Below are 19,797 nucleotides of genomic sequence, written 5' to 3' on the forward strand. Positions count from 1 at the left end.
TACGGCCTTATTGCAACTTGCGGTGTCCTTCACCGATCTCCATTACGCCATCCATGGCGATCCTGCTTTACTTAACCAATGGTCATCAGGCTGGCGTTGCCGCCGGCGGCCGCGGTATTGACGCTCAGCGAGCGCTCAATCAGCAGACGTTCCAGCAGCAGATTGGTCTCGCCGCGGGCAAAGCCCTGCACTGACACAATCGCACCTTCGCGGGCGGCAATCTGTTCGCACAGGCTGCGCAGCTGATCGGCATCGCCGTGATAGATCACCGCATCAAACTCCGCCGCCAGCACATCTTTCGCCAGCGTGATGCGCGCCTGTACCGCGGCCGGCAGCGACTGGCGCAGCGTCCGGTGCAGCTCGTCATCCTGCCACAGTGCCTGGCTACCGACGCTGGTGACCGCCGCCAGCTGAATCAGCGCATCCTGCTGATTGTCCGCGATACACAGTACCCGATCGCGCGGCAGCAGCGTAAAGGTGTTGCGCTCACCGGTCGGGCCTGGCAGCAGTCGCATGGTTCCGGCCTGGCTCAGCGCATCGTAACGCTGACACAGCGCCAGCAGCTCCGGCTTATCCTGTGCCCAGCTCTGCAATGCCTGATGCGCGCTCAGCAGCGTGGTGCGCACGCTGCTGTCCACCGGCCGTTCGGCATCCTGACGATCAAAGGTGATGCGCAGAGCACCGTCCGGACGATGAGCCAGCAGGCGGTAAAGATAGAGCGGACCGCCGGCTTTCGGACCGGTGCCCGACAGGCCTTCGCCGCCGAACGGCTGTACGCCGACCACCGCGCCGACCATGTTACGGTTAACGTACAGGTTGCCGACTTTCGCCCCGGCCGTCACCTGCGCAATGGTTTCATCGATTCGGGTATGCACGCCGAGCGTCAGGCCATAGCCCGAGGCGTTGATCTGCTCAATCAGCTGCGGCAGGTTGTTGCGCGCAAAGCGCACCACGTGCAGCACCGGACCGAACACCTCTTTATCCAGATCGCTGACCTGGTCGAGCTCAATCAGCGTCGGTTTGATAAAGGTGCCGCTGTGCCACTCTTTGCTGTCCTGCGGATGCTCCTGCACCGCCTGATACACAGTAAAGCCTTTATTGCGCATCGCCTGGATATGGCGCTCGATGTTGGCTTTGGCTTCAGCGTCGATCACCGGACCGACGTCGGTCGACAGACGCTCCGGATTGCCCATGCGGCATTCGGCCATGGCACCACGCAGCATCTTCAGCGTGTGGTCAGCCACATCGTCCTGGATGCACAGCAGACGCAGCGCCGAGCAGCGCTGGCCGGCGCTGTCAAACGCGGACGCCACGATATCCACCACCACCTGTTCGGTGAGCGCTGAAGAGTCGACGATCATGGCGTTCATGCCGCCGGTCTCGGCGATCAGCGGCGTCGGGCGACCCTGCGGATCGAGGCGGCCAGCCAGGTTGCGCTGCAGCAGGGTGGCGACTGCGGTTGAGCCGGTGAACATCACGCCGCGCACCCGCTCGTCGCCGGTCAGCTGCGCACCCACCGTTTCGCCCTGGCCGGGCAGCAGTTGCAGCACGCCGGCCGGTACGCCGGCATCCAGCATGATCTGCACCGCCTGCGCGGCAATCAGCGGCGTCTGCTCGGCGGGTTTCGCCAGCACGCTGTTGCCGGCCGCCAGGGCGGCGGCAATCTGGCCGGTGAAGATCGCCAGCGGGAAGTTCCACGGGCTGATGCACACTACCGGACCGAGCGGGCGATGGGTTTCGTTATCGAAATCGTCACGCACCATGCCGGCGTAGTAATAGAGGAAGTCCACCGCTTCGCGCACTTCGGCAATGGCGTTGTTGTAGGTTTTACCTGCCTCACGCACCAGCAAACCAATCAGCTGCTGCATCTGGTCTTCCATTGTCTGGGCGGCACGTTCAAGAATCGCGGCACGCTCCTGCGGCGGCGTGGCGAACCAGATTGGTCCGGCATTGACCGCGGCATCCAGCGCACAGGAGACCTCTTCAGGGGTGGCTTCCCGCACGCTGCCGACGATATCCGCCGGCGTGGCCGGGTTGATCACCGCGCGGCTGCTGCCGCTACCCAGCTCGCCATCAATGATCGGCTGAGCCTGCCACGGCTGGCTGGCGCTGGAGAGCAGGGCGCTGGAGAGCGACGCCAGGCGGTGTTCGTTGGCCAGATCCAGACCGGCAGAGTTAACACGCTTGTCGCCATACAGATCGCGCGGTAGCGGAATCTTCGGATGCGGCAGGCCAATGGCGCCTTCTGCGACACCCATTTTTTCCACTGCAGCCACCGGATCGGCCACCAGCTCGTCAATCGGCAGCGTGTTGTCAGCGATGCGGTTGACGAACGAGGTATTGGCACCGTTTTCCAGCAGGCGACGCACCAGGTAGGCCAGCAGCGTTTCGTGGGTACCGACCGGCGCATAAATCCGGCACGGCCGGTTCAGCTTGCCATCGGCCACTTTGCCCACCACCTGCTCGTACAGCGGTTCGCCCATGCCGTGCAGGCACTGGAACTCGTACTGGCCAGGATAGTAGTTGTTGCCCGCCAGCTGGTAGATCGCCGCCAGCGTGTGGGCGTTGTGGGTGGCAAACTGCGGATAAATCAGGTTAGGCACCGCCAGCAGTTTACGCGCGCAGGCGAGGTAGGAGATGTCGGTATACACCTTGCGGGTATAAACCGGATAGCCTTCAAGGCCTTCCATCTGCGCGCGTTTGATTTCGCTATCCCAGTAAGCGCCTTTCACCAGACGGATCATCAGACGACGGCGGCTGCGCTGCGCCAGATCCACCAGCGCATCAATCACAAACGGGCAGCGCTTCTGATAAGCCTGAATCACGAAACCGATGCCGTTCCAGCCTTCCAGCTCCGGCTCAAAACAGAGTTTTTCCAGCAGATCGAGCGACAGCTCCAGGCGATCGGCTTCTTCAGCATCGATGTTGATGCCGATGTCATACGAGCGCGCCAGCAGCGTCAGCGATTTCAGGATCGGATAAAGCTCTTCCATCACCCGCTCATACTGCGCGCGGCTGTAGCGCGGATGCAGCGCCGACAGCTTGATGGAAATGCCCGGACCTTCATAAATGCCGCGTCCGTTGGAGGCTTTACCAATAGCGTGAATCGCCTGCTGATAGGAGATCAGATAGGCTTTGGCATCGCTGGCGGTGAGTGCCGCTTCGCCCAGCATGTCATACGAGTAGCGAAAGCCTTTCTCTTCCAGCTTGCGCGCGTTGGCCAGCGCCTCGGCGATGGTTTCGCCAGTGACAAACTGTTCGCCCATCAGGCGCATCGCCATATCCACGCCTTTGCGGATCAGCGGTTCGCCGCTCTTGCCGATGATGCGGTTCAGCGATTTAGACAGGTTGGCTTCATTGTGCGTGGAGACCAGACGCCCTGTAAACAGCAGGCCCCAGGTGGCGGCGTTGACGAACATCGACGGGCTGCGGCCCAGATGGGACTGCCAGTTGCCGTTGCTGATTTTATCGCGGATCAGCGCATCGCGGGTGGGCTTGTCAGGAATACGCAGCAGCGCTTCCGCCAGACACATCAGCGCTACGCCTTCCTGAGACGAGAGCGAGAACTCCTGCAGCAGGCTTTGCACCATGCCGGCGCGTCCGGTTGCCCCTTTTTGGTGCCGTAGCTTGTCCGCCAGGCTGTATGCCAGCTGATGGGTTTTCTCTGCCAGCGGGGCAGTGAGACGCGCCTGCTCCAGCAGCATCGGCACCGCATCGGTCTCCGGACGACGCCACGCGGCGGTGATGGCTGAGCGGCTGACCGACTGCGGCAAAATGTGTTCGGCGAAGTCGAGGAAAGGCTGGAAGCTCTCTTCCGGCACGCGCTCATCGTCTGCGGCATCATTCAGCTGCAGCGGGATCTCCGCCAGCGTTTCTCCCGCTTCCAGCTGGCCGAGATAGTTAAAAATTGCCTGCTTGATCAGCCAGTGCGGCGTGCGGTCAATCTTTTGCGCCGCCAGTTTAATGCGATCGCGGGTGGCTTCATCCAGCTTCACCCCCATGGTGGTGGTTCCCATGATTTCCTCGTCCTCAAAGTGTGAATCAACTTCAGCGTGGGCTGCACTATCACTCATGTTGCAACTTTGTGCAACCGTGTTAAATGTGACCCCGGTTGCACGTTTTTAACCGGCTTTTTTGTTAACGCAGCAAAAGCGGCACAGAACTTGCTGCAAGAATCTCGCCAGAGTTGCAACCCACCGCAACAAAACGCATCCTGGCTGACATCAGGTGCAACTTAAAATGTGAACAGGCGCAACCTGTGAGCATGAAAAACGCAAAGTCAGGTGAAACCCAGGTAACAGCTGTGTTAAATGCATTGTGCGCGTCGCACCTTTGCGGCAGGATACCGCGCCTTATGAGAAATCGCTTTCTCTGGATGCGGTAAAGCCCTGACGTTATCCCGTTCCGGTAACGCAGGAAAAAGATTTCTCTTAAGAGATCAAATAATAAGTGGAGAGACAGATGACAGTAAGTACACCGATGCTGGTGACATTTATCATTTACATCCTCGGGATGGTGTTGATTGGTTTTATCGCGTACCGCTCAACCAAAAACTTTGACGACTATATTCTGGGCGGTCGCAGCCTGGGCAGCGTGGTGACCGCGCTGTCAGCCGGGGCCTCGGACATGAGCGGCTGGCTGCTGATGGGACTGCCGGGCGCGATTTTTCTCTCCGGGATCTCTGAGAGCTGGATTGCCATCGGCCTGACGATTGGCGCGTGGCTGAACTGGAAAATTGTTGCGGGTCGCCTGCGTGTGCAGACCGAGCATCACAATAACGCCTTAACCCTGCCGGACTTTTTCACCAGCCGCTTCGAAGACCACAGCAAAATTCTGCGCGTCATCTCGGCACTGGTAATCCTGATCTTCTTCACCATTTACTGTGCCTCGGGCGTGGTTGCGGGTGCGCGCCTGTTTGAAAGCACCTTCGGCATGAGTTATGAAACCGCGCTGTGGGCCGGCGCGGCAGCAACCATTCTTTATACCCTGGTGGGCGGCTTCCTTGCGGTGAGCTGGACCGATACCGTGCAGGCCAGCCTGATGATTTTTGCCCTTATCCTGACGCCGGTGATTGTGATTATCGCTGTCGGTGGCCTGGATGATTCGCTGGCCGTGATTGAAGCGAAAAGCCTGGAAAACCTCGATATGCTGAAGGGCCTCAACTTCGTGGCGGTGATTTCACTGCTCGGCTGGGGCCTTGGCTACTTCGGCCAGCCGCATATTCTGGCGCGCTTCATGGCCGCAGACTCGCACCGCTCTATTCGTACCGCACGCCGCATCGGCATGGCCTGGATGATCCTGTGCCTGGCCGGTGCCGTCGCGGTGGGCTTCTTCGGCATCGCCTATTTCCAGAACCATCCGGATCAGGCTGCGGGCGTGAGCGAAAACGGCGAGCGCGTGTTTATCGAACTGGCACGTATTCTGTTCAATCCGTGGATCGCCGGTATTCTGCTGTCAGCCATTCTGGCGGCGGTGATGTCGACCCTGAGCTGTCAGCTGCTGGTGTGCTCGAGCGCACTGACCGAAGACCTGTATAAAGGCTTTCTGCGTAAAAATGCCAGCCAGAAAGAGCTGGTGTGGGTTGGCCGTTTAATGGTGCTGGTGATTGCGCTGGTGGCAATTGCGCTGGCCTCCAACCCGGAGAACCGCGTGCTGGGGCTGGTGAGCTACGCCTGGGCAGGCTTTGGTGCCGCATTCGGTCCGGTGGTGCTGTTCGGCGTGTGCTGGAAGCGCATGACGCGCAACGGCGCGCTGGCCGGCATGATTATCGGTGCCGCCACGGTGCTGATCTGGAAGCAGTACGCCTGGCTCAATCTGTATGAAATCATCCCGGGCTTCCTGTTTGCCAGCATCGCGATTGTCGTGGTGAGCCTGGCCGGCCGCGAACCGTCGGCTGAAGCGCAGCAGCGTTTCGATGCCGCCGAAGCGGAATACAACACCAAATAACGGTGATGGTCTGAGTAAAGCGGGGAGCGCGAGTGCCGTGCTCCCCGCAGTTTTCATGTCTCGTCCTCTGCGCACGATTTATCGCGCAATCTGTCACTCCGCCCTGACTTTCCCGCATCTCTACCTGACCCGCAAAAGCAAAATTAATTTCGCGCGGTGACTTGTATTTTCATCCGCGATAATGATAATCGATATCGTTCGCACTTTACGTATTTTTACCTTAGGTTTACCCTCCTTAACATTCAAGAGGTTGGTGATGTTCGTTCCCTTTCTCATTATGCTGCGCGAAGGTCTCGAGGCAGCGCTCATCGTCAGCCTGATTGCCAGCTATCTCAAACGCACCCAGCGCAGCCAGTGGTTCCCCGCGATGTGGGCCGGCGTGTTTATTGCTGCGGCGCTGTGCCTCGCGCTCGGTATTTTCATCAACGAAACCACCGGTGAGTTCCCGCAGAAACAGCAGGAGCTGTTCGAGGGCATCGTGGCGGTAATTGCCGTGGTGATCCTCACCTCAATGGTGTTCTGGATGCGCAAGGTGTCGCGCAATATCAAAGCCACGCTGGAAAAATCCGTCGATCAGGCGCTGCAGAAGCCGGGCGGCAGCGGGTTGCCGCTGGTGCTGATGGTGTTTCTCGCCGTGGCGCGTGAAGGGCTGGAGTCGGTGTTCTTTCTGCTGGCAGCGTTTACCCAGGATGTCGGTTATGCGCCGCCGATTGGCGCGGTGCTGGGTCTGGCGACCGCCATCGTGCTGGGCATGCTGATTTACTACGGCGGCGTGCGTCTTAACATGGCGCACTTCTTCCGCTGGACCAGCCTGTTCATCCTGCTGGTGGCGGCCGGACTGGCGGCGGGGGCGATCCGCGCCTTCCACGAGGCGGGACTGTGGAACCACTTCCAGGCGACCGCGTTTGACTTCAGCAACACGCTCTCTACCCATTCGATCTTTGGCACGCTGCTGGAAGGCATTCTGGGTTATCAGGAAGCGCCGAGCGTCAGCGAAGTCGCGGTATGGCTGATTTATCTGATCCCGGCGCTGCTGCTGTTTTTCTTCCCGGCGCGTCCGGCACCCAGCGCCGCACGGTCGGTGCGCTAAATTTTCGCAGGCGCGCGTGCGCCTGTACCTTCATGTAACAGGGATATGACTATGACGATTCGCTTCCGCCGTAAGGCGCTGTTGCTCTCCATGCTGGCGCTGTCCGGTGCCGCTTCTGCCGCTGCCGTACCGCAGGTCACGGTGACGGTCACTGACAAGCAGTGCGAGCCGATGTCGCTCAACGTGCAGGCCGGTAAAACCCAGTTCATCATCAAAAACAACAGCCAGAAAGCGCTGGAGTGGGAAATCCTTAAAGGCGTGATGGTGGTGGAAGAGCGCGAAAACATCGCGCCCGGCTTCAGCCAGAAGCTCACCGCCAACCTGGAAGCGGGTGAATATGACATGACCTGCGGCCTGCTCACCAATCCGAAAGGCAAGCTGGTGGTCAGCGGTGACAGCCAAACCGCCAGCACCGGCAAGCCAGACGTGCTGCAGCTGGTCGGGCCGATTGCCGATTACAAAGTCTACGTGATGGCAGAAGTGAGCGCGCTGGTGGCCGGCACCAAAGCCTTTACCGACGCGGTAAAAGCCGGTGACGTGGAAAAAGCCAAAGCGCTGTATGCGCCGACGCGTGTGCACTATGAGCGCATCGAGCCGATTGCCGAACTGTTCTCTGACCTCGACGGCAGTATTGACGCGCGTGAAGATGACTTCGAGAAAAAAGCGGAAGATCCGAAATTTAGCGGCTTCCACCGGCTGGAAAAACTACTGTTCGCCGACAACACCACCAAAGGCGCGGACGCGTTCGCTGACCAGCTGTATAAGGATGTGCAGGATCTGCAAACCCGCGTCAGCGAGCTGGCCTTCCCGCCGGCGAAAGTGGTCGGTGGCGCGGCAGGCCTGATTGAAGAGGTAGCGTCCAGCAAAATCTCCGGTGATGAAGATCGCTACAGCCGTACCGATCTGTCCGATTTTCAGGCCAACATCGACGGCGCACAGAAAATCGTTGATCTGCTGCGTCCTCTGCTGCAAAAAGCCAATCCGCAGCTGCTGGCGAAAGTGGACGCGAACTTTAAGAAGGTGGATGGCATTCTCAGCAAATACCGCACCAAAGACGGTTTTGCCTCCTATGAAAAGCTGACCACCAGCGACCGTAATGCGCTGAAAGGGCCCATCACCACGCTGGCGGAAGATCTCTCCCTGCTGCGCGGCACTTTAGGTCTTGATTAATCATGAGTAAAAAAAATGACGCGGCGCAACCGTCGCGTCGTCGTCTGTTACAGGGATTAGGCATGCTGGGTGGCGCGGCGGCACTGGGCGGCGGCTGTCCGTTCCATGCCGCCAGCGCGGCAGAGAGTTTCTCACCTGGCACGGTTGCACCCGACGCGCGCCAGCAGGCGCAACCGTTTTACGGCGCTCATCAGGCCGGCATCCTGACGCCGCAGCAGGCATCTATGATGCTGGTGGCGTTTGATGTGCTGGCCAGTGATAAAGCCGAACTGGAACGCCTGCTGCGGCTGCTGACGCAGCGCTTTGCCTTTCTCACCCAGGGCGGACCGGCGCCGGCGGTGCCCAATCCGCAGCTGCCGCCGCTCGACTCCGGCATCCTGGGTGCGGACATTGCGCCCGATAACCTGACCCTGACGCTGTCGGTGGGGCATTCACTGTTCGACGAGCGCTTCGGGCTGGCCGCGCATAAGCCCAGCCAGCTGCAGACGATGACACGCTTTCCCAACGATTCGCTCGACGCCGCCCAGTGTCATGGCGACCTGCTGATTCAGATCTGCGCCAATACCCAGGATACGGTGATTCACGCGCTGCGCGATATCATCAAGCACACGCCGGATCTGCTGGCGGTGCGCTGGCGGCGCGACGGCTTTATCGCCGATCACGCTGCACGCAGCAAAGGGCGCGAAACGCCGATCAACCTGCTGGGTTTCAAAGATGGTACCGCCAATCCGGATACGCACAATACTCAGTTGATGGACCAGCTGCTGTGGGTGACACCAGAACAGCAGGAACCGGCGTGGACGCACGGCGGCAGCTATCAGGCGGTACGCATCATCCGTTTTCACGTTGAAATGTGGGACCGTACGCCGCTGGGCGAGCAGCAAACCATTTTTGGTCGTGAGAAGTTGTCCGGCGCGCCGCTGGGGATGCAGCACGAGCATGACGTGCCGGATTACGCCCGCGATCCGGACGGCGAGATTATCGCACTGGATGCGCATATCCGGCTCGCCAATCCGCGCACGCCGCAAACCGACAGCAGCCTGATGCTGCGGCGCGGCTACAGCTATTCCTCGGGGATTACCGGGGCAGGGCAGCTGGATATGGGGCTGCTGTTCGTCTGTTATCAGCACGATTTAAGCAAAGGCTTTATTACCGTGCAGAAACGGCTGAACGGCGAAGCGCTGGAAGAATATATTCGTCCCATCGGCGGCGGATACTTTTTTGTTTTGCCCGGCGTGGCGGACAAAAATCATTATCTGGGGCAGCCGTTGCTCGAAGCCTGATTAATTAATGTACAGCGCTTGTTCGCCGTTCGCGGTGCCAGGCGCTGCTGTTAAGCCCGCCTTAAATTTCTCTTGTCTCGCTGTGATGTCCGAATTTTCTGAAACAGTTTGTTAAGTGCTCAATTACCTATCTTACTGAATATTAATATTAATTTAATTTAAGCGCACCGGGTTAAGGCAGCGCCATGCGGGTTTTCTTTGCTGTAAAGTAAAAATAGTGTTGCAAATCGGCGGAAATATGATGAACTTTAGTCATAGCGTCGTCAGTTGTGTGGCTAAGTCCACTGGAGTTCGCGCATGGCCCGGTCCTTATACGGACAGTTAAATACACTTCAGCTAGCGCAGTACGCTGCGGGGGATTGCCTCCCGCGTGAGAATCCTCTTCACTTTTCTTTTATCGCCTTCGAATTCTTTTCCGATGTTTACCGGTGCGCGGCAGCGTTTCGGCGTTGTTGCACACTTTTCTCACTGGCTCGATACGGCTTACAAGGAAGCCAACAAAACCTCTAAAGCGTTCAAATCATCGCCGCGGGTGATCCGCCGCGATAAATGAAACCAACTGTAAGGTGCCACTATGGGAAGACAGAAAGCAGTGATCAAAGCGCGTCGTGAAGCCCGCCGAGTGCTTCGCAGTGACTCTCGCAGTCATCGTCAGCGTGAAGAAGAATCGGTCACTTCGCTGGTGCAGATGGGTGGGCTGGATGCAATTGGCATGGCGCGCGATGTGCGTGACCGGTCACCAATTGAGGCCAGAAACGATGCTCAGGCGCACTATCTTAACGCCATAGAAACGAAACAGCTGATATTCGCGACCGGTGAAGCCGGCTGCGGTAAAACCTGGATCAGCGCTGCGAAAGCAGCCGAGGCCCTGATCAATAAGGACATCGAAAGGATCATTGTGACGCGCCCGGTTTTACAGGCGGATGAAGATCTCGGTTTCCTGCCAGGAGACATCTCCGAGAAATTTGCCCCCTATTTCCGACCGGTTTACGACGTTCTGGTTAAACGTCTCGGCGCTTCCTTTATGCAGTACTGCCTGCGACCCGAAATCGCCAAGGTAGAGATCGCGCCCTTCGCTTATATGCGCGGACGTACCTTTGAGAATGCGGTGGTGATTCTGGATGAGGCGCAAAACGTCACCGCTGCGCAGATGAAGATGTTCCTGACCCGCCTGGGTGAAAACGTCACGGTCATTGTCAACGGTGATGTCACCCAGTGCGACCTGCCCGCCAGCGTCAAATCTGGCCTTGCCGATGCGCTGGCGCGCTTCGAAGAGGATGAGATGATTGGCGTGGTGCGTTTCGGTAAAGAGGACTGCGTTCGCTCGGCACTGTGCCAGCGCACGCTGCATGCTTACAGTTAACCTTGAAAAAATAGCTAATCTCAACCCGGCTGCGGCCGGGTTTTTCATTGCTATGCTTACGGGACGAAAAGGGCGAAAACGATGAGCGGAGAAAGTCATGCACTCTCTTGATGTGCAGGTGGTAAGGATGGCGCAGCAGTGGGCGGAAGCGCAGCCGGTGTGGCTGTGTACCGTGCTCAGCACGTACGGCTCATCGCCGCGCCCGCCGGGCGCGATGATGGTGATTCGCGCCGATGGGCGCTATAGCGGTTCCCTTTCCGGCGGCTGCGTCGAGGAGAATTTTATCACCCGCGTTCAGCAGCAGGCGTTCTCTGCCGCCAGTCAACTGGTGCGCTACGGTGAGGGGGGCGACACGCCTGACCGCGCGCTGCCGTGCGGCGGCGTACTGGATATTCTGGTCGAACGGTTGCCTGCCGGTGCCGCCACGCTGGGCTACTTACAGCAGCTGGAGGATGCGCTGACCGGCGCGCGAGCTATCACCAAACGCCTGACGCTGCCGCAGCCGTGTCACGCCCTCGAACCGGCGCCTTATACCCGTCGCGCCCGCACCCATGTCACTGACGGTGAAATCGTTCTGACCCTGAGTGCCGCGCCGCGCCTGATCCTTGCCGGACTCTCCAGCGTCGCCGTTTACTGTGCCAACTTCGCGCTGGCGCTGGGATTCGAAACCATCGTCTGTGAACACCGTGAAGAGGTGCTGAGCAATATGGCGGCCGAACTGGCGCCGGATGTCAAACTGGTGCAGCAGTTTCCGGCAGTGTATCTGGAACGCGAGGGCTGTCATGCCGCCACGGCGATCCTCTCGCTGACGCATGATGCGCGTATTGATGATCTCACCATGATGGAAGCGGTCAATCTGCCGGCATTTTATCTCGGTGCGATGGGCTCGCAGCGCAACAGCGCCAAACGCAAAGCGCGCCTGAGCGCGATTGCGGAGCTGACGCCGGCGCAGTTGCAGCGCATTCACGCACCGGTTGGGCTGGATATCGGCAGCAAAACCCCGGCGGAAATCGCGCTGGCAATCATGGCGGATATTGTGCGTCACAAAAATGGGTTAGCGGCAACGGATGCGGTCAGCCCGGTGCACGCAGCGTCTGAAGGATAACATCACTCACCCCACGAAAAACCCGGATGTACCAGGACGCCAGCAGACGGGCAAACGGCTATGCCAAATTTTCGCGCCGCAAATAATCAATAAGCTATGCTTTATGTTTCATGATGTGATCAACGCTTGCGCTTTACCGGTAACATCTTATCTTCAGAGAAGCGTGTACAAACACCCGAACTGAGAAGGGGTATTTATGGCTAAGCGTCATTGGATTAAATCAATTGAAATCACAGCAATTATTGTCTTCGCGCTGGTGATCGCCTGGCTGGCCGTCACAGGCATCCTGTCATCAACCGGCCTCGATCATGCGTGGCCTTATCCACATCAATAACTGAGTCCGGCATCAGGGAAATCAATTACGCTTAAATATAAACAGAATAACTTATCTAACCTGCACACCCGTATCAGCGGCGATACCGTATCACCACACAGGGTTTCGGTGTCAGATTTGCCGGGTATAAATCAGCGACGTTCGGGAAAAGCGTTATGCTGTTATTCGAAATCCGCATGGCGGCTGAACATGCTCTCGCTGGTTTCACCGCACTGATGCATGATTTCAAGCACCATGGCGTCACAGGTGATAAAGCAAAGCTGCTCAAAGGCCGAGCCCATTGGCTGCGAGAATCGTCCGGCGCTGCGTGCGTTATCGGTTTTAACGTTGCCGGGTAACACCAACACGCATTTGGCCAGTCTGCCGATGCCTGAATCTGCTTTCAGGGTAATCAGCGCCACATCGACACCGCGCTCAACGGCGTTCAGCGCCAGCGCTTTCAGGCTCGCGGTTTCGCCACTGCCAGAACCAATAATCAATAAATCGCCAGGTCTGGAGTGGGGTGACGAGATTTCACCGACCATGCTGACAGAGAAACCCAAATGCAACAGACGGTTAGCGAACGCGCGGATAGCAATACCGCTGCGCCCGGCACCCTGCAGGAAAATGTGTTTCGCGCTGCGAATATGTGCGATCAATGCCTGCGCCTGGCTCTCGTCTATCTGCCGGGCGTTGTGCGCGAGTTCGTTAAGAATATGGGATACGTTTGACTGAACGGCCATGTTAACGCTCTCCCGTCAGGCAATGGTTCGTCCGTCTCATTAAGCAGCGAAAAGAATGGCCGGAACATGGCCGGTGCTTTTTCAGTCTGGTCATAGTGCATTCCCTCTTAATTCAGCGACAACATCAGTGGATGAAAAGGATACCCTGCAAAATTTCCGGTAAGAGTACACGGTCCGCTGCCCACGCGATATTGCAGCGAAAAGGGATCTTTCGATTATGCGTCCTGTGGCACAAAAGCGGTTGGATAACAGACAAATAAAAATGCCCAGCTGTTAACCGGGCACCTATATATAAATGATGGCGGTGAGGGGGGGATTGATGTCACTCGGCACATTCCTGTGCCTCGCCCTCCGGGTGGCTTGCAGCCATGCAAAACGGCTATCCTGCCGTTTTGTCACTTCGCTCACCCTGCGGGCAGCGTCGCAGGCTCCGCTGTCCAACTGGCATGCGCCAGTTGTCGAACCCCCATCGGGGATTCTCATCCCCCCACGCGTGGAGAATATAAATGAAAAAAGCCCGTACTTGCGTACAGGCTCTTCTCTGAATGATGGCGGTGAGGGGGGGATTCGAACCCCCGATACGTTGCCGTATACACACTTTCCAGGCGTGCTCCTTCAGCCACTCGGACACCTCACCACATTTTGTTTGCTGACCGCACTGGGTCAACGGGGCGCTACTATAGGGAGTTCAGCGATAAGGGTCAAGGGCTATTTTCTCCTTTTTTTCTATTCGCTTAACCTCTGCGCAGATTGCCTTAAGCCTCTCCACTTTGCCGGTTTTGTCATCAAAACATTCCTTAACTGACACAAAAGTGTCACCGCACTGTCGCAGACTTGTCGGCGGAAACATTTGGTTATATCTACGGATAAGGATGCTGATAAATGAAACGCTTACCTCTTTTCACCCTCTCTCTGCTGGCTTCACTCACCACCACGTCCGCGCTGGCAGAGATCGCCAGCTATCAACGCGCCGCCACCGGCGATATCACCCAGCACGGCGGCGCGCGTCGCCTGAGCGGCGACCAGACCGAGGCGCTGAAAGCCTCATTGAGCAATAGCACGGCGAAGAATGTCATCCTGCTGATTGGCGATGGCATGGGCGATTCCGAAATCACCGCGGCACGCAATCAGGCAATGGGGGCCGGCGGTTTCTTTCCCGGTATTGATGCGCTGCCGCTCACCGGCCAGTACACCCATTACTCGCTGGACAAGAAAACGCATAAGCCAAACTACGTAACGGATTCTGCCGCGTCGGCCACGGCCTGGGCCACCGGCACGAAAACCTATAACGGCGCGATTGGTGTCGATGTCAACGGCACAGATCAGGTTACGCTGCTTGAGCTGGCCAAAGCAGCCGGTAAAGCCACCGGCAACGTCTCCACCGCAGAACTGCAGGATGCCACGCCGGCCGCGCTGATGGCGCACGTTACCTCGCGCAAATGCTACGGCCCGGAAAAAACCACTGGGCTGTGTCCGGGTAACGCGCTGGAGCAGGGCGGGAAAGGATCAATCAGCGAGCAGCTGCTGCAAACCCGTCCCGACGTCACGCTGGGCGGCGGCGCCAAATCCTTCGCTGAGCGAGCTAAGGCGGGCGACTACCAAGGCAAAACCCTGCGCGAGCAGGCCGAAGTACGGGGATTCCAGCTGGTCGATAATCTCGCCGCGCTGAACGCGGTACAGCAGGCGAATCAACAGACGCCACTGCTGGGGCTGTTCTCGGAGGGCAACATGCCGGTGCGCTGGCAGGGGCCAAAAGCCAGCTATCACGGCAATCTGGATAAACCGGTAGTGACCTGTGAGGTCAACAAAGACCGCCCGGCATCAATGCCAACCCTGGCGCAGATGACTCAAAAAGCCATCGACCTGCTCAGCCACAACAGTCATGGCTTCTTCCTGCAGGTGGAGGGCGCGTCGATTGATAAGCAGGATCACGCTGCTAACCCGTGCGGTCAGATTGGTGAAACCGTCGATTTAGATGAGGCGGTGCAGGTGGCGCTGGCGTATGCGCGCGAGCACGGCGATACGCTGGTGGTGGTAACCGCCGATCACGCGCACAGTAGCCAGATCGTCGAAAACGGCACCAAAGCGCCGGGTCTGACTCAGGCGCTCAACACCAAAGATGGCGCGGTGATGACCATCAGCTACGGTAACTCGGAAGAGGATTCCCAGGAGCACACCGGCACCCAGTTGCGCATCGCGGCCTACGGTCCGCACGCGGCGAATGTGGTCGGCCTGACCGATCAGACCGACCTGTTCTTCACGCTGAAGCAGGCGATGGCACTGAAGTAAGCGCGTCAGTGCGGGCGGATGCGCAGCACCAGCAGTCCGCCCAGCACCAGTCCGCCAGCAGCCAGCAGCAGCGCGGGGTGCAGGGAAGCAAAAACCTGCACGCTGGCGGCGGAGATCAGCGGACCGATCAGCTGGCCAGTGGCATAGCCTGACGTCAATATCGCCACGGTTTTTGCCACGCTGATATTGGAGACGGCGCGCGCCAGCTGCATCGACAGCTGCATAATCGAAAGAAACCCCAGCCCGACTATCACCGTTGAGATCAGCAGCCCGCTCACGCCCGGGATGAGCACGCCGCTGGCCACGCCCAACCCCTGCAGGATCATAACCCACGCCAGGCTGAGGCGCGTATTCAGGCGCGCTGAAAACAGCATAATCAGCACCACACCAGCCACTGCGCAGAGTCCAAACAGCGGCCAGAAAAGCGCTGCCAGCTGACCCTGCGCAAACAGGCTGTGCGCCATTTGTGACAGAAACGTCGCGGGCAAAATGTAGCCGAAACCGGCCAGCGTATAGGCCAGCCATAGCCGTTTTACCTCGTGACCCGGAGCCGTCGGCGCACTTTCCCGCTGCCGGGCGGGGAGCGACGCGGGCAGCGCGCGCCACACCAGCAGCACGCCAGCCAGCGCGACCACGCCATAGCATTGCCAGGCGCGATCGTCATTCAGTTGTAACCGGGTGATAAGCCACGCCAGCACGCCGCTCAGGGTGATGCCGGCCCCCGGGCCGGCAAATACCGCGGCGGACATGCGCGGGGCCTGCTGCTGTGCCAGCACCATCTGCGTCCAGGAGGTGACGATAATCAGGGCCCAGGCACCACCGATACCCGCCACCACACGGAACAGGCACTGCAGCACCCAGGCATGACTAAAGCCGGAGAGCAGAGTCACCAGCGCGGTGGCCAGCAAACCGGCCTTCAGGTAGCGCGCGTGATGGGCGGTGATACGGCTCACGTGCAGTGCGCCCAGCAGATAGCCGATGTAATTCATCGCTGCCAGCACACCAGCGCTGGAGAGCGTCAGGTGACCGTTGGCGATCATCAGCGGGATCTGCGGCGTGAGTGAAAAGCGGCCGATACCCATTACCACAATCAGGGTCACCATGCCGGTGAGCATGGTGATCAGGCTCACCCGGGTGTGCCGGACTGCTTGCCGTCCGGCGGAAACTGAATCTGCTGACATACTTTGCTTTACTCCGCTGAGATCCCTTACTCTGTCCGGTGATAGTAAATGTCAATCAGTCAGTGAAAAATGGGGTGGTTTATCCTATGACTACAGGTCATACCCAGACCGTCAAATTGCGTGGTGAAGATGTGAAAAACTTCCTTACCCGCCAGCGCGCGCGTATTGATCCGCAGATCTATGGCTTCAGCCGGCAAAACCGGCGCGTCAGCGGACTGCGGCGCGAAGAAGTGGCACAGCTGGCGGCGGTCAGCGTCAGCTGGTACACCTGGCTCGAGCAGGGCCGCGACATCAGTATTTCGCCCGCCGCGCTGCAGCGTATCGGCAAAGTGCTACAGCTCTCTGTCACCGAGCAGGAGTATCTTGAAGCGCTGGTGTTTGGTAACGCACATTCGCAACCTTTCAGTCATGAATTGCCGCCTGAAGTGAGGGCGATGGTGGATGCGCTGGACCCGCATCCGGCATTTGTGCGCCGCGCCAATATGGATATTGTCTACTGGAATCCGGCGGCGCAGTCGCTGATTGTCGACTGGGCGGCCCTGCCGCCGGCGGATCGCAACTCGCTCAAGCTGATGTTCATCAGTGAAGCCTACCAGCAGCGCATTCATGGCTGGGAAGAGGCGGCGCGCCATACGCTGTCGGCGTTTCGCGCCGGGTATGCCGCCAGCAATCAGGCGCAGGAATTCGAAGTGGTGATCGAGGATTTGCTGGCGCGCAGCGCCGGGTTTCGCACGCTGTGGAATGACCATGATGTGGGGAAAATCGGCGCGGGCAATAAAACCCTGATTGATGTCGAGGGCAGGATGCAGACATATACCTTTACCTCGCTGCAAATTGAGCAGGCACCGGGTATGCATCTGATCTTCTATCTGGCGCATTAGCGCGGCGTGCACAGGTCGGGCGCACGCCGCCGGGGAGGTTACAGACCGCGCTGTGCCATCAGGCGCGCGAGGTCAACCAGACGGTTGGAGAAGCCCCATTCGTTATCGTACCAGGCAAGGATCTTCACCAGGTTGCCGCCAATCACCAGCGTCGATAAGCCGTCAATGATCGATGAGCGCGCATCGCCCTGATAATCGCTGGAGACCAGCGGCTCATCGCTGTAGCCGAGGATACCCTGCAGCGGACCGGCAGCAGCAGCGGCTTTAAAGGCGTCATTCACCTCTTCGGCCGTCACGTCGCGTTTCAGCGTCACCGTCAGATCCACCACCGAGACCACCGGCACCGGCACGCGTAGCGAGTAACCAGTTAAGCGGCCTTCCAGTTCCGGAATTACCCGGCCAAGCGCTTTAGCCGCGCCGCTGGAGTAGGGCACAATCGACAGCGCCGCCGCACGCGCGCCGCGCAGATCTTTCTCTGGCTGGTCGTGCAGCGCCTGACTGTTGGTGTAGGCATGGGTGGTGTTCATCAGACCGTGCTCAATACCAAACGCCTGATGCAGCACCTGCGCGGCGGGCGCCAGGCCGTTAGTGGTACAGCTGCCGTTGCTCACTACAAAGTGCTGCTGCGGATCGTAGCGCTGGTCATTGACGCCCATCACAATCGTCAAATCATCATTTTTGCCCGGCGCAGAGATGATCACGCGTTTGGCGCCGCCGTGCGTGATATGCACCGCGGCCTTGTCACGCTCGGTAAAAAAGCCGGTGGCTTCGATGACGATATCCACGCCCACGTCACGCCAGCGAATATTGGCCGGATCGCGCTCGCTGAACACCCGCACTGGTTTGCCATCAATGCGCAGTTCACCGTCGCCAGCGCTGACTTCGGCTGGCAGCCGACCCAGCAGGGAGTCGTGCTTCAGCAGATGCGCCAGCGTTTTGCTGTCGGTGAGATCGTTAATCGCCACAATATCGATGTCGCTGCTGCCCAGCGCGGCGCGGAATACGTTACGTCCGATACGGCCAAAACCGTTAATGCCTACCTTGATCATGACTGACTCCTTAGTGAAGTTACTGCAGTCACTGTAGGCCGGAGGCGTGCTGGCGTAAACGACAAAAAAGGATCACTTTACGCCATTTTGCGGCTGTGAAAGCGCTGGCGATATTCGTTGGGCGTGAGATGCAGCTGGCGCTCGAAGCTGCGCCGCAGATTGATGCTGCTGCCAAAGCCGGTAGCGATGGCGATGCGTTCCAGCGTCTCGCGCGTCTGCTCCAGCCGTTCGCGCGCCGCCGCCAGCCGCGCTTCTGCCACATAGCGCGCCGGTGAAACGCCGGTTTCGCGGCTGAACACGCGGGTAAAGTTACGCGGACTCATCGCCACCTGGGCTGCGAGTTTCTCCACCGACAGGTCTTCCGCCAGATGGGCGGCGATCCAGCTCTGCAACTGAGCAATCGGCCCCGACTCGCTAACGGACTGCAGGTGAAAGTGGCTGAACTGCATCTGGCCGCCGGGACGACGCAGATACATCACCATATCCTGCGCGATGTCGCGCGCCACGCTGAAACCAAAATCTTCCTCTACCAGCGCCAGCGTCAGATCGAAGCCGGAGCTGACGCCGCCGGAGGTCCAGATTGGGCCATCCTGGATATACAGCGGGCCGCCTTCAACCTGCACGCGCGGATAGCTGGCCTGCAGCGTGTCCAGCAGACGCCAGTGGCTGGTGGCGCGCCGGCCATCCAGCAATCCCGCTTCCGCCAGCAGCATTGCCGCCCCGCAAATCGACACCACGCGGCGCGCCTGCGGGGCAGCCAGCTTAATCCAGTCCACCACCATGTTGCGTTCTTCGGGGTTATCACCGCGGCCGGTAATCATGATGGTGTCCCAGCGTTCGCGCGGATCGAGTTCAGCCAGTTTAAGGTCGGCGAGCAGATTGAGGCCGGACTGGCCGTGGATCACCTGGTGCGGCTGCGTGGTCGCGATGCTGATGCGATAGCGTGCGCCAGCAACGCCCACCGGCAGGTGCAGGTTGGCGTGCATGAGGATGTCGGCGATACCCGCCGCTTCGAACAGCATGCCGCCGTCCGGGACAATAATCAGAAAGGTTTTCATGGCGTAAAATGTACCTGCGCCACGAAAGAAGTCAATGTGCTATGGGCGATCAGGCGCGTGAGCTGAATACCCGGCCGCGGCCATCAGACGGGGCGCTTCCGGCCTGTTGGTTCAGGCGCTATATTTATATAAAATCATGATGTCGCAAATGATCTTATATCCATCATCGTGCAGTTAAAAATATCTGCAGACTGAAGCGTTGAATGCCAGATTAATCAGGTGTCTGTTTTTTTGGAAGTGAAATGCCAGGATGGGTTAAGAGAAACACTGTTTTATAAAGCATTCCTTTGCCAGGCAGTGATAATGACTAGGATAATGAGCAGCTG

Annotated in this window: 14 protein-coding genes and 1 tRNA gene; 9 read left to right on the plus strand and 6 right to left on the minus strand. The window is 58.8% G+C overall.

The window, feature by feature from the left end:
• Positions 1 to 71 precede the first annotated feature (71 nt).
• Positions 72 to 4,016 carry a trifunctional transcriptional regulator/proline dehydrogenase/L-glutamate gamma-semialdehyde dehydrogenase gene (putA, locus tag F3J41_RS14355; protein WP_166711677.1) on the minus strand — a complete coding sequence of 1,315 codons (3,945 nt, stop codon included), beginning with the start codon at positions 4,014 to 4,016 and terminating at the stop codon, positions 72 to 74.
• A gap of 445 nt (positions 4,017 to 4,461) precedes the next feature.
• Here putA and putP point away from each other — a divergent pair, with 445 nt between their 5' ends.
• The 7 genes from putP to F3J41_RS14390 all read left to right on the plus strand — a co-directional run bounded on the left by putP (position 4,462) and on the right by F3J41_RS14390 (position 12,291).
• A complete protein-coding gene (putP, locus tag F3J41_RS14360) occupies positions 4,462 to 5,946 on the plus strand; it encodes a sodium/proline symporter PutP (protein ID WP_058774545.1) in 1,485 nt (494 codons plus the stop codon).
• Between the two features lie 256 nt (positions 5,947 to 6,202).
• A complete protein-coding gene (efeU, locus tag F3J41_RS14365; protein WP_021509909.1) occupies positions 6,203 to 7,036 on the plus strand; it encodes an iron uptake transporter permease EfeU in 834 nt (277 codons plus the stop codon).
• 51 nt (positions 7,037 to 7,087) lie between these two features.
• The gene (gene efeO, locus F3J41_RS14370; protein WP_166711602.1) at positions 7,088 to 8,206 is read left to right on the plus strand and encodes an iron uptake system protein EfeO; all 1,119 of its coding nucleotides are present in this window, start codon (positions 7,088 to 7,090) and stop codon (positions 8,204 to 8,206) included.
• A gap of 2 nt (positions 8,207 to 8,208) precedes the next feature.
• Entirely contained in the window at positions 8,209 to 9,489 is a 1,281-nt protein-coding gene (gene efeB / locus F3J41_RS14375; protein ID WP_166711604.1) for an iron uptake transporter deferrochelatase/peroxidase subunit, read from the plus strand.
• A gap of 574 nt (positions 9,490 to 10,063) precedes the next feature.
• Complete coding sequence (gene phoH, locus F3J41_RS14380) at positions 10,064 to 10,852, plus strand: phosphate starvation-inducible protein PhoH (protein WP_150361542.1); 789 nt, start codon at positions 10,064 to 10,066, stop codon at positions 10,850 to 10,852.
• Positions 10,853 to 10,949: 97 nt separating this feature from the next.
• Positions 10,950 to 11,957, plus strand: a complete 1,008-nt coding sequence (locus tag F3J41_RS14385; RefSeq protein ID WP_166711606.1) for an XdhC family protein — start codon at positions 10,950 to 10,952, stop codon at positions 11,955 to 11,957.
• Between the two features lie 196 nt (positions 11,958 to 12,153).
• A complete protein-coding gene (locus F3J41_RS14390; protein WP_021509915.1) occupies positions 12,154 to 12,291 on the plus strand; it encodes a hypothetical protein in 138 nt (45 codons plus the stop codon).
• A gap of 161 nt (positions 12,292 to 12,452) precedes the next feature.
• On the opposite strand, the gene hxlB is transcribed toward F3J41_RS14390, so the two are convergent.
• Both hxlB and F3J41_RS14400 read right to left on the minus strand, forming a co-directional pair.
• Complete coding sequence (gene hxlB, locus F3J41_RS14395) at positions 12,453 to 13,013, minus strand: 6-phospho-3-hexuloisomerase (protein ID WP_127834261.1); 561 nt, start codon at positions 13,011 to 13,013, stop codon at positions 12,453 to 12,455.
• A 549-nt stretch (positions 13,014 to 13,562) separates the two neighbouring features.
• Positions 13,563 to 13,650 (minus strand) — tRNA-Ser (locus F3J41_RS14400).
• Between the two features lie 245 nt (positions 13,651 to 13,895).
• On the opposite strand from F3J41_RS14400, the gene phoA reads away from it, so the two are divergent.
• Positions 13,896 to 15,302: an alkaline phosphatase gene (gene phoA / locus F3J41_RS14405; RefSeq protein WP_166711608.1), complete on the plus strand. Its 1,407-nt coding sequence runs from the start codon at positions 13,896 to 13,898 to the stop codon at positions 15,300 to 15,302.
• A 5-nt stretch (positions 15,303 to 15,307) separates the two neighbouring features.
• Here the strand turns inward: phoA and F3J41_RS14410 are convergent, their stop codons facing one another.
• On the minus strand, positions 15,308 to 16,483 hold the full coding sequence (locus F3J41_RS14410; protein ID WP_166711610.1) for a YbfB/YjiJ family MFS transporter: 1,176 nt from the start codon (positions 16,481 to 16,483) through the stop codon (positions 15,308 to 15,310).
• Positions 16,484 to 16,569: 86 nt separating this feature from the next.
• On the opposite strand from F3J41_RS14410, the gene F3J41_RS14415 reads away from it, so the two are divergent.
• Complete coding sequence (locus tag F3J41_RS14415) at positions 16,570 to 17,364, plus strand: helix-turn-helix transcriptional regulator (protein ID WP_166711612.1); 795 nt, start codon at positions 16,570 to 16,572, stop codon at positions 17,362 to 17,364.
• A gap of 38 nt (positions 17,365 to 17,402) precedes the next feature.
• Here the strand turns inward: F3J41_RS14415 and gap are convergent, their stop codons facing one another.
• The gene (gap, locus tag F3J41_RS14420) at positions 17,403 to 18,413 is read right to left on the minus strand and encodes a type I glyceraldehyde-3-phosphate dehydrogenase (protein WP_058757433.1); all 1,011 of its coding nucleotides are present in this window, start codon (positions 18,411 to 18,413) and stop codon (positions 17,403 to 17,405) included.
• A 77-nt stretch (positions 18,414 to 18,490) separates the two neighbouring features.
• Complete coding sequence (locus F3J41_RS14425) at positions 18,491 to 19,471, minus strand: GlxA family transcriptional regulator (protein ID WP_166711614.1); 981 nt, start codon at positions 19,469 to 19,471, stop codon at positions 18,491 to 18,493.
• Positions 19,472 to 19,797: the final 326 nt, after the last annotated feature.

This window comes from Pantoea sp. Ap-870, from assembly GCF_011752515.1.
GTDB lineage: Bacteria > Pseudomonadota > Gammaproteobacteria > Enterobacterales > Enterobacteriaceae > Pantoea > Pantoea dispersa.

Bases quoted from the DNA above. Each gene is read 5' to 3' on its own strand.
- F3J41_RS14390 (WP_021509915.1), top strand. From the start codon at position 12,154: ATGGCTAAGCGTCATTGGATTAAATCAATTGAAATCACAGCAATTATT.
- F3J41_RS14385 (WP_166711606.1), top strand. From the start codon at position 10,950: ATGCACTCTCTTGATGTGCAGGTGGTAAGGATGGCGCAGCAGTGGGCG.
- putP (WP_058774545.1), top strand. From the start codon at position 4,462: ATGACAGTAAGTACACCGATGCTGGTGACATTTATCATTTACATCCTC.
- efeB (WP_166711604.1), top strand. From the start codon at position 8,209: ATGAGTAAAAAAAATGACGCGGCGCAACCGTCGCGTCGTCGTCTGTTA.
- F3J41_RS14425 (WP_166711614.1), bottom strand. From the start codon at position 19,471: ATGAAAACCTTTCTGATTATTGTCCCGGACGGCGGCATGCTGTTCGAA.
- hxlB (WP_127834261.1), bottom strand. From the start codon at position 13,013: ATGGCCGTTCAGTCAAACGTATCCCATATTCTTAACGAACTCGCGCAC.
- efeU (WP_021509909.1), top strand. From the start codon at position 6,203: ATGTTCGTTCCCTTTCTCATTATGCTGCGCGAAGGTCTCGAGGCAGCG.
- F3J41_RS14415 (WP_166711612.1), top strand. From the start codon at position 16,570: ATGACTACAGGTCATACCCAGACCGTCAAATTGCGTGGTGAAGATGTG.
- putA (WP_166711677.1), bottom strand. From the start codon at position 4,016: ATGGGAACCACCACCATGGGGGTGAAGCTGGATGAAGCCACCCGCGAT.
- F3J41_RS14410 (WP_166711610.1), bottom strand. From the start codon at position 16,483: ATGTCAGCAGATTCAGTTTCCGCCGGACGGCAAGCAGTCCGGCACACC.
- phoH (WP_150361542.1), top strand. From the start codon at position 10,064: ATGGGAAGACAGAAAGCAGTGATCAAAGCGCGTCGTGAAGCCCGCCGA.
- efeO (WP_166711602.1), top strand. From the start codon at position 7,088: ATGACGATTCGCTTCCGCCGTAAGGCGCTGTTGCTCTCCATGCTGGCG.
- phoA (WP_166711608.1), top strand. From the start codon at position 13,896: ATGAAACGCTTACCTCTTTTCACCCTCTCTCTGCTGGCTTCACTCACC.
- gap (WP_058757433.1), bottom strand. From the start codon at position 18,413: ATGATCAAGGTAGGCATTAACGGTTTTGGCCGTATCGGACGTAACGTA.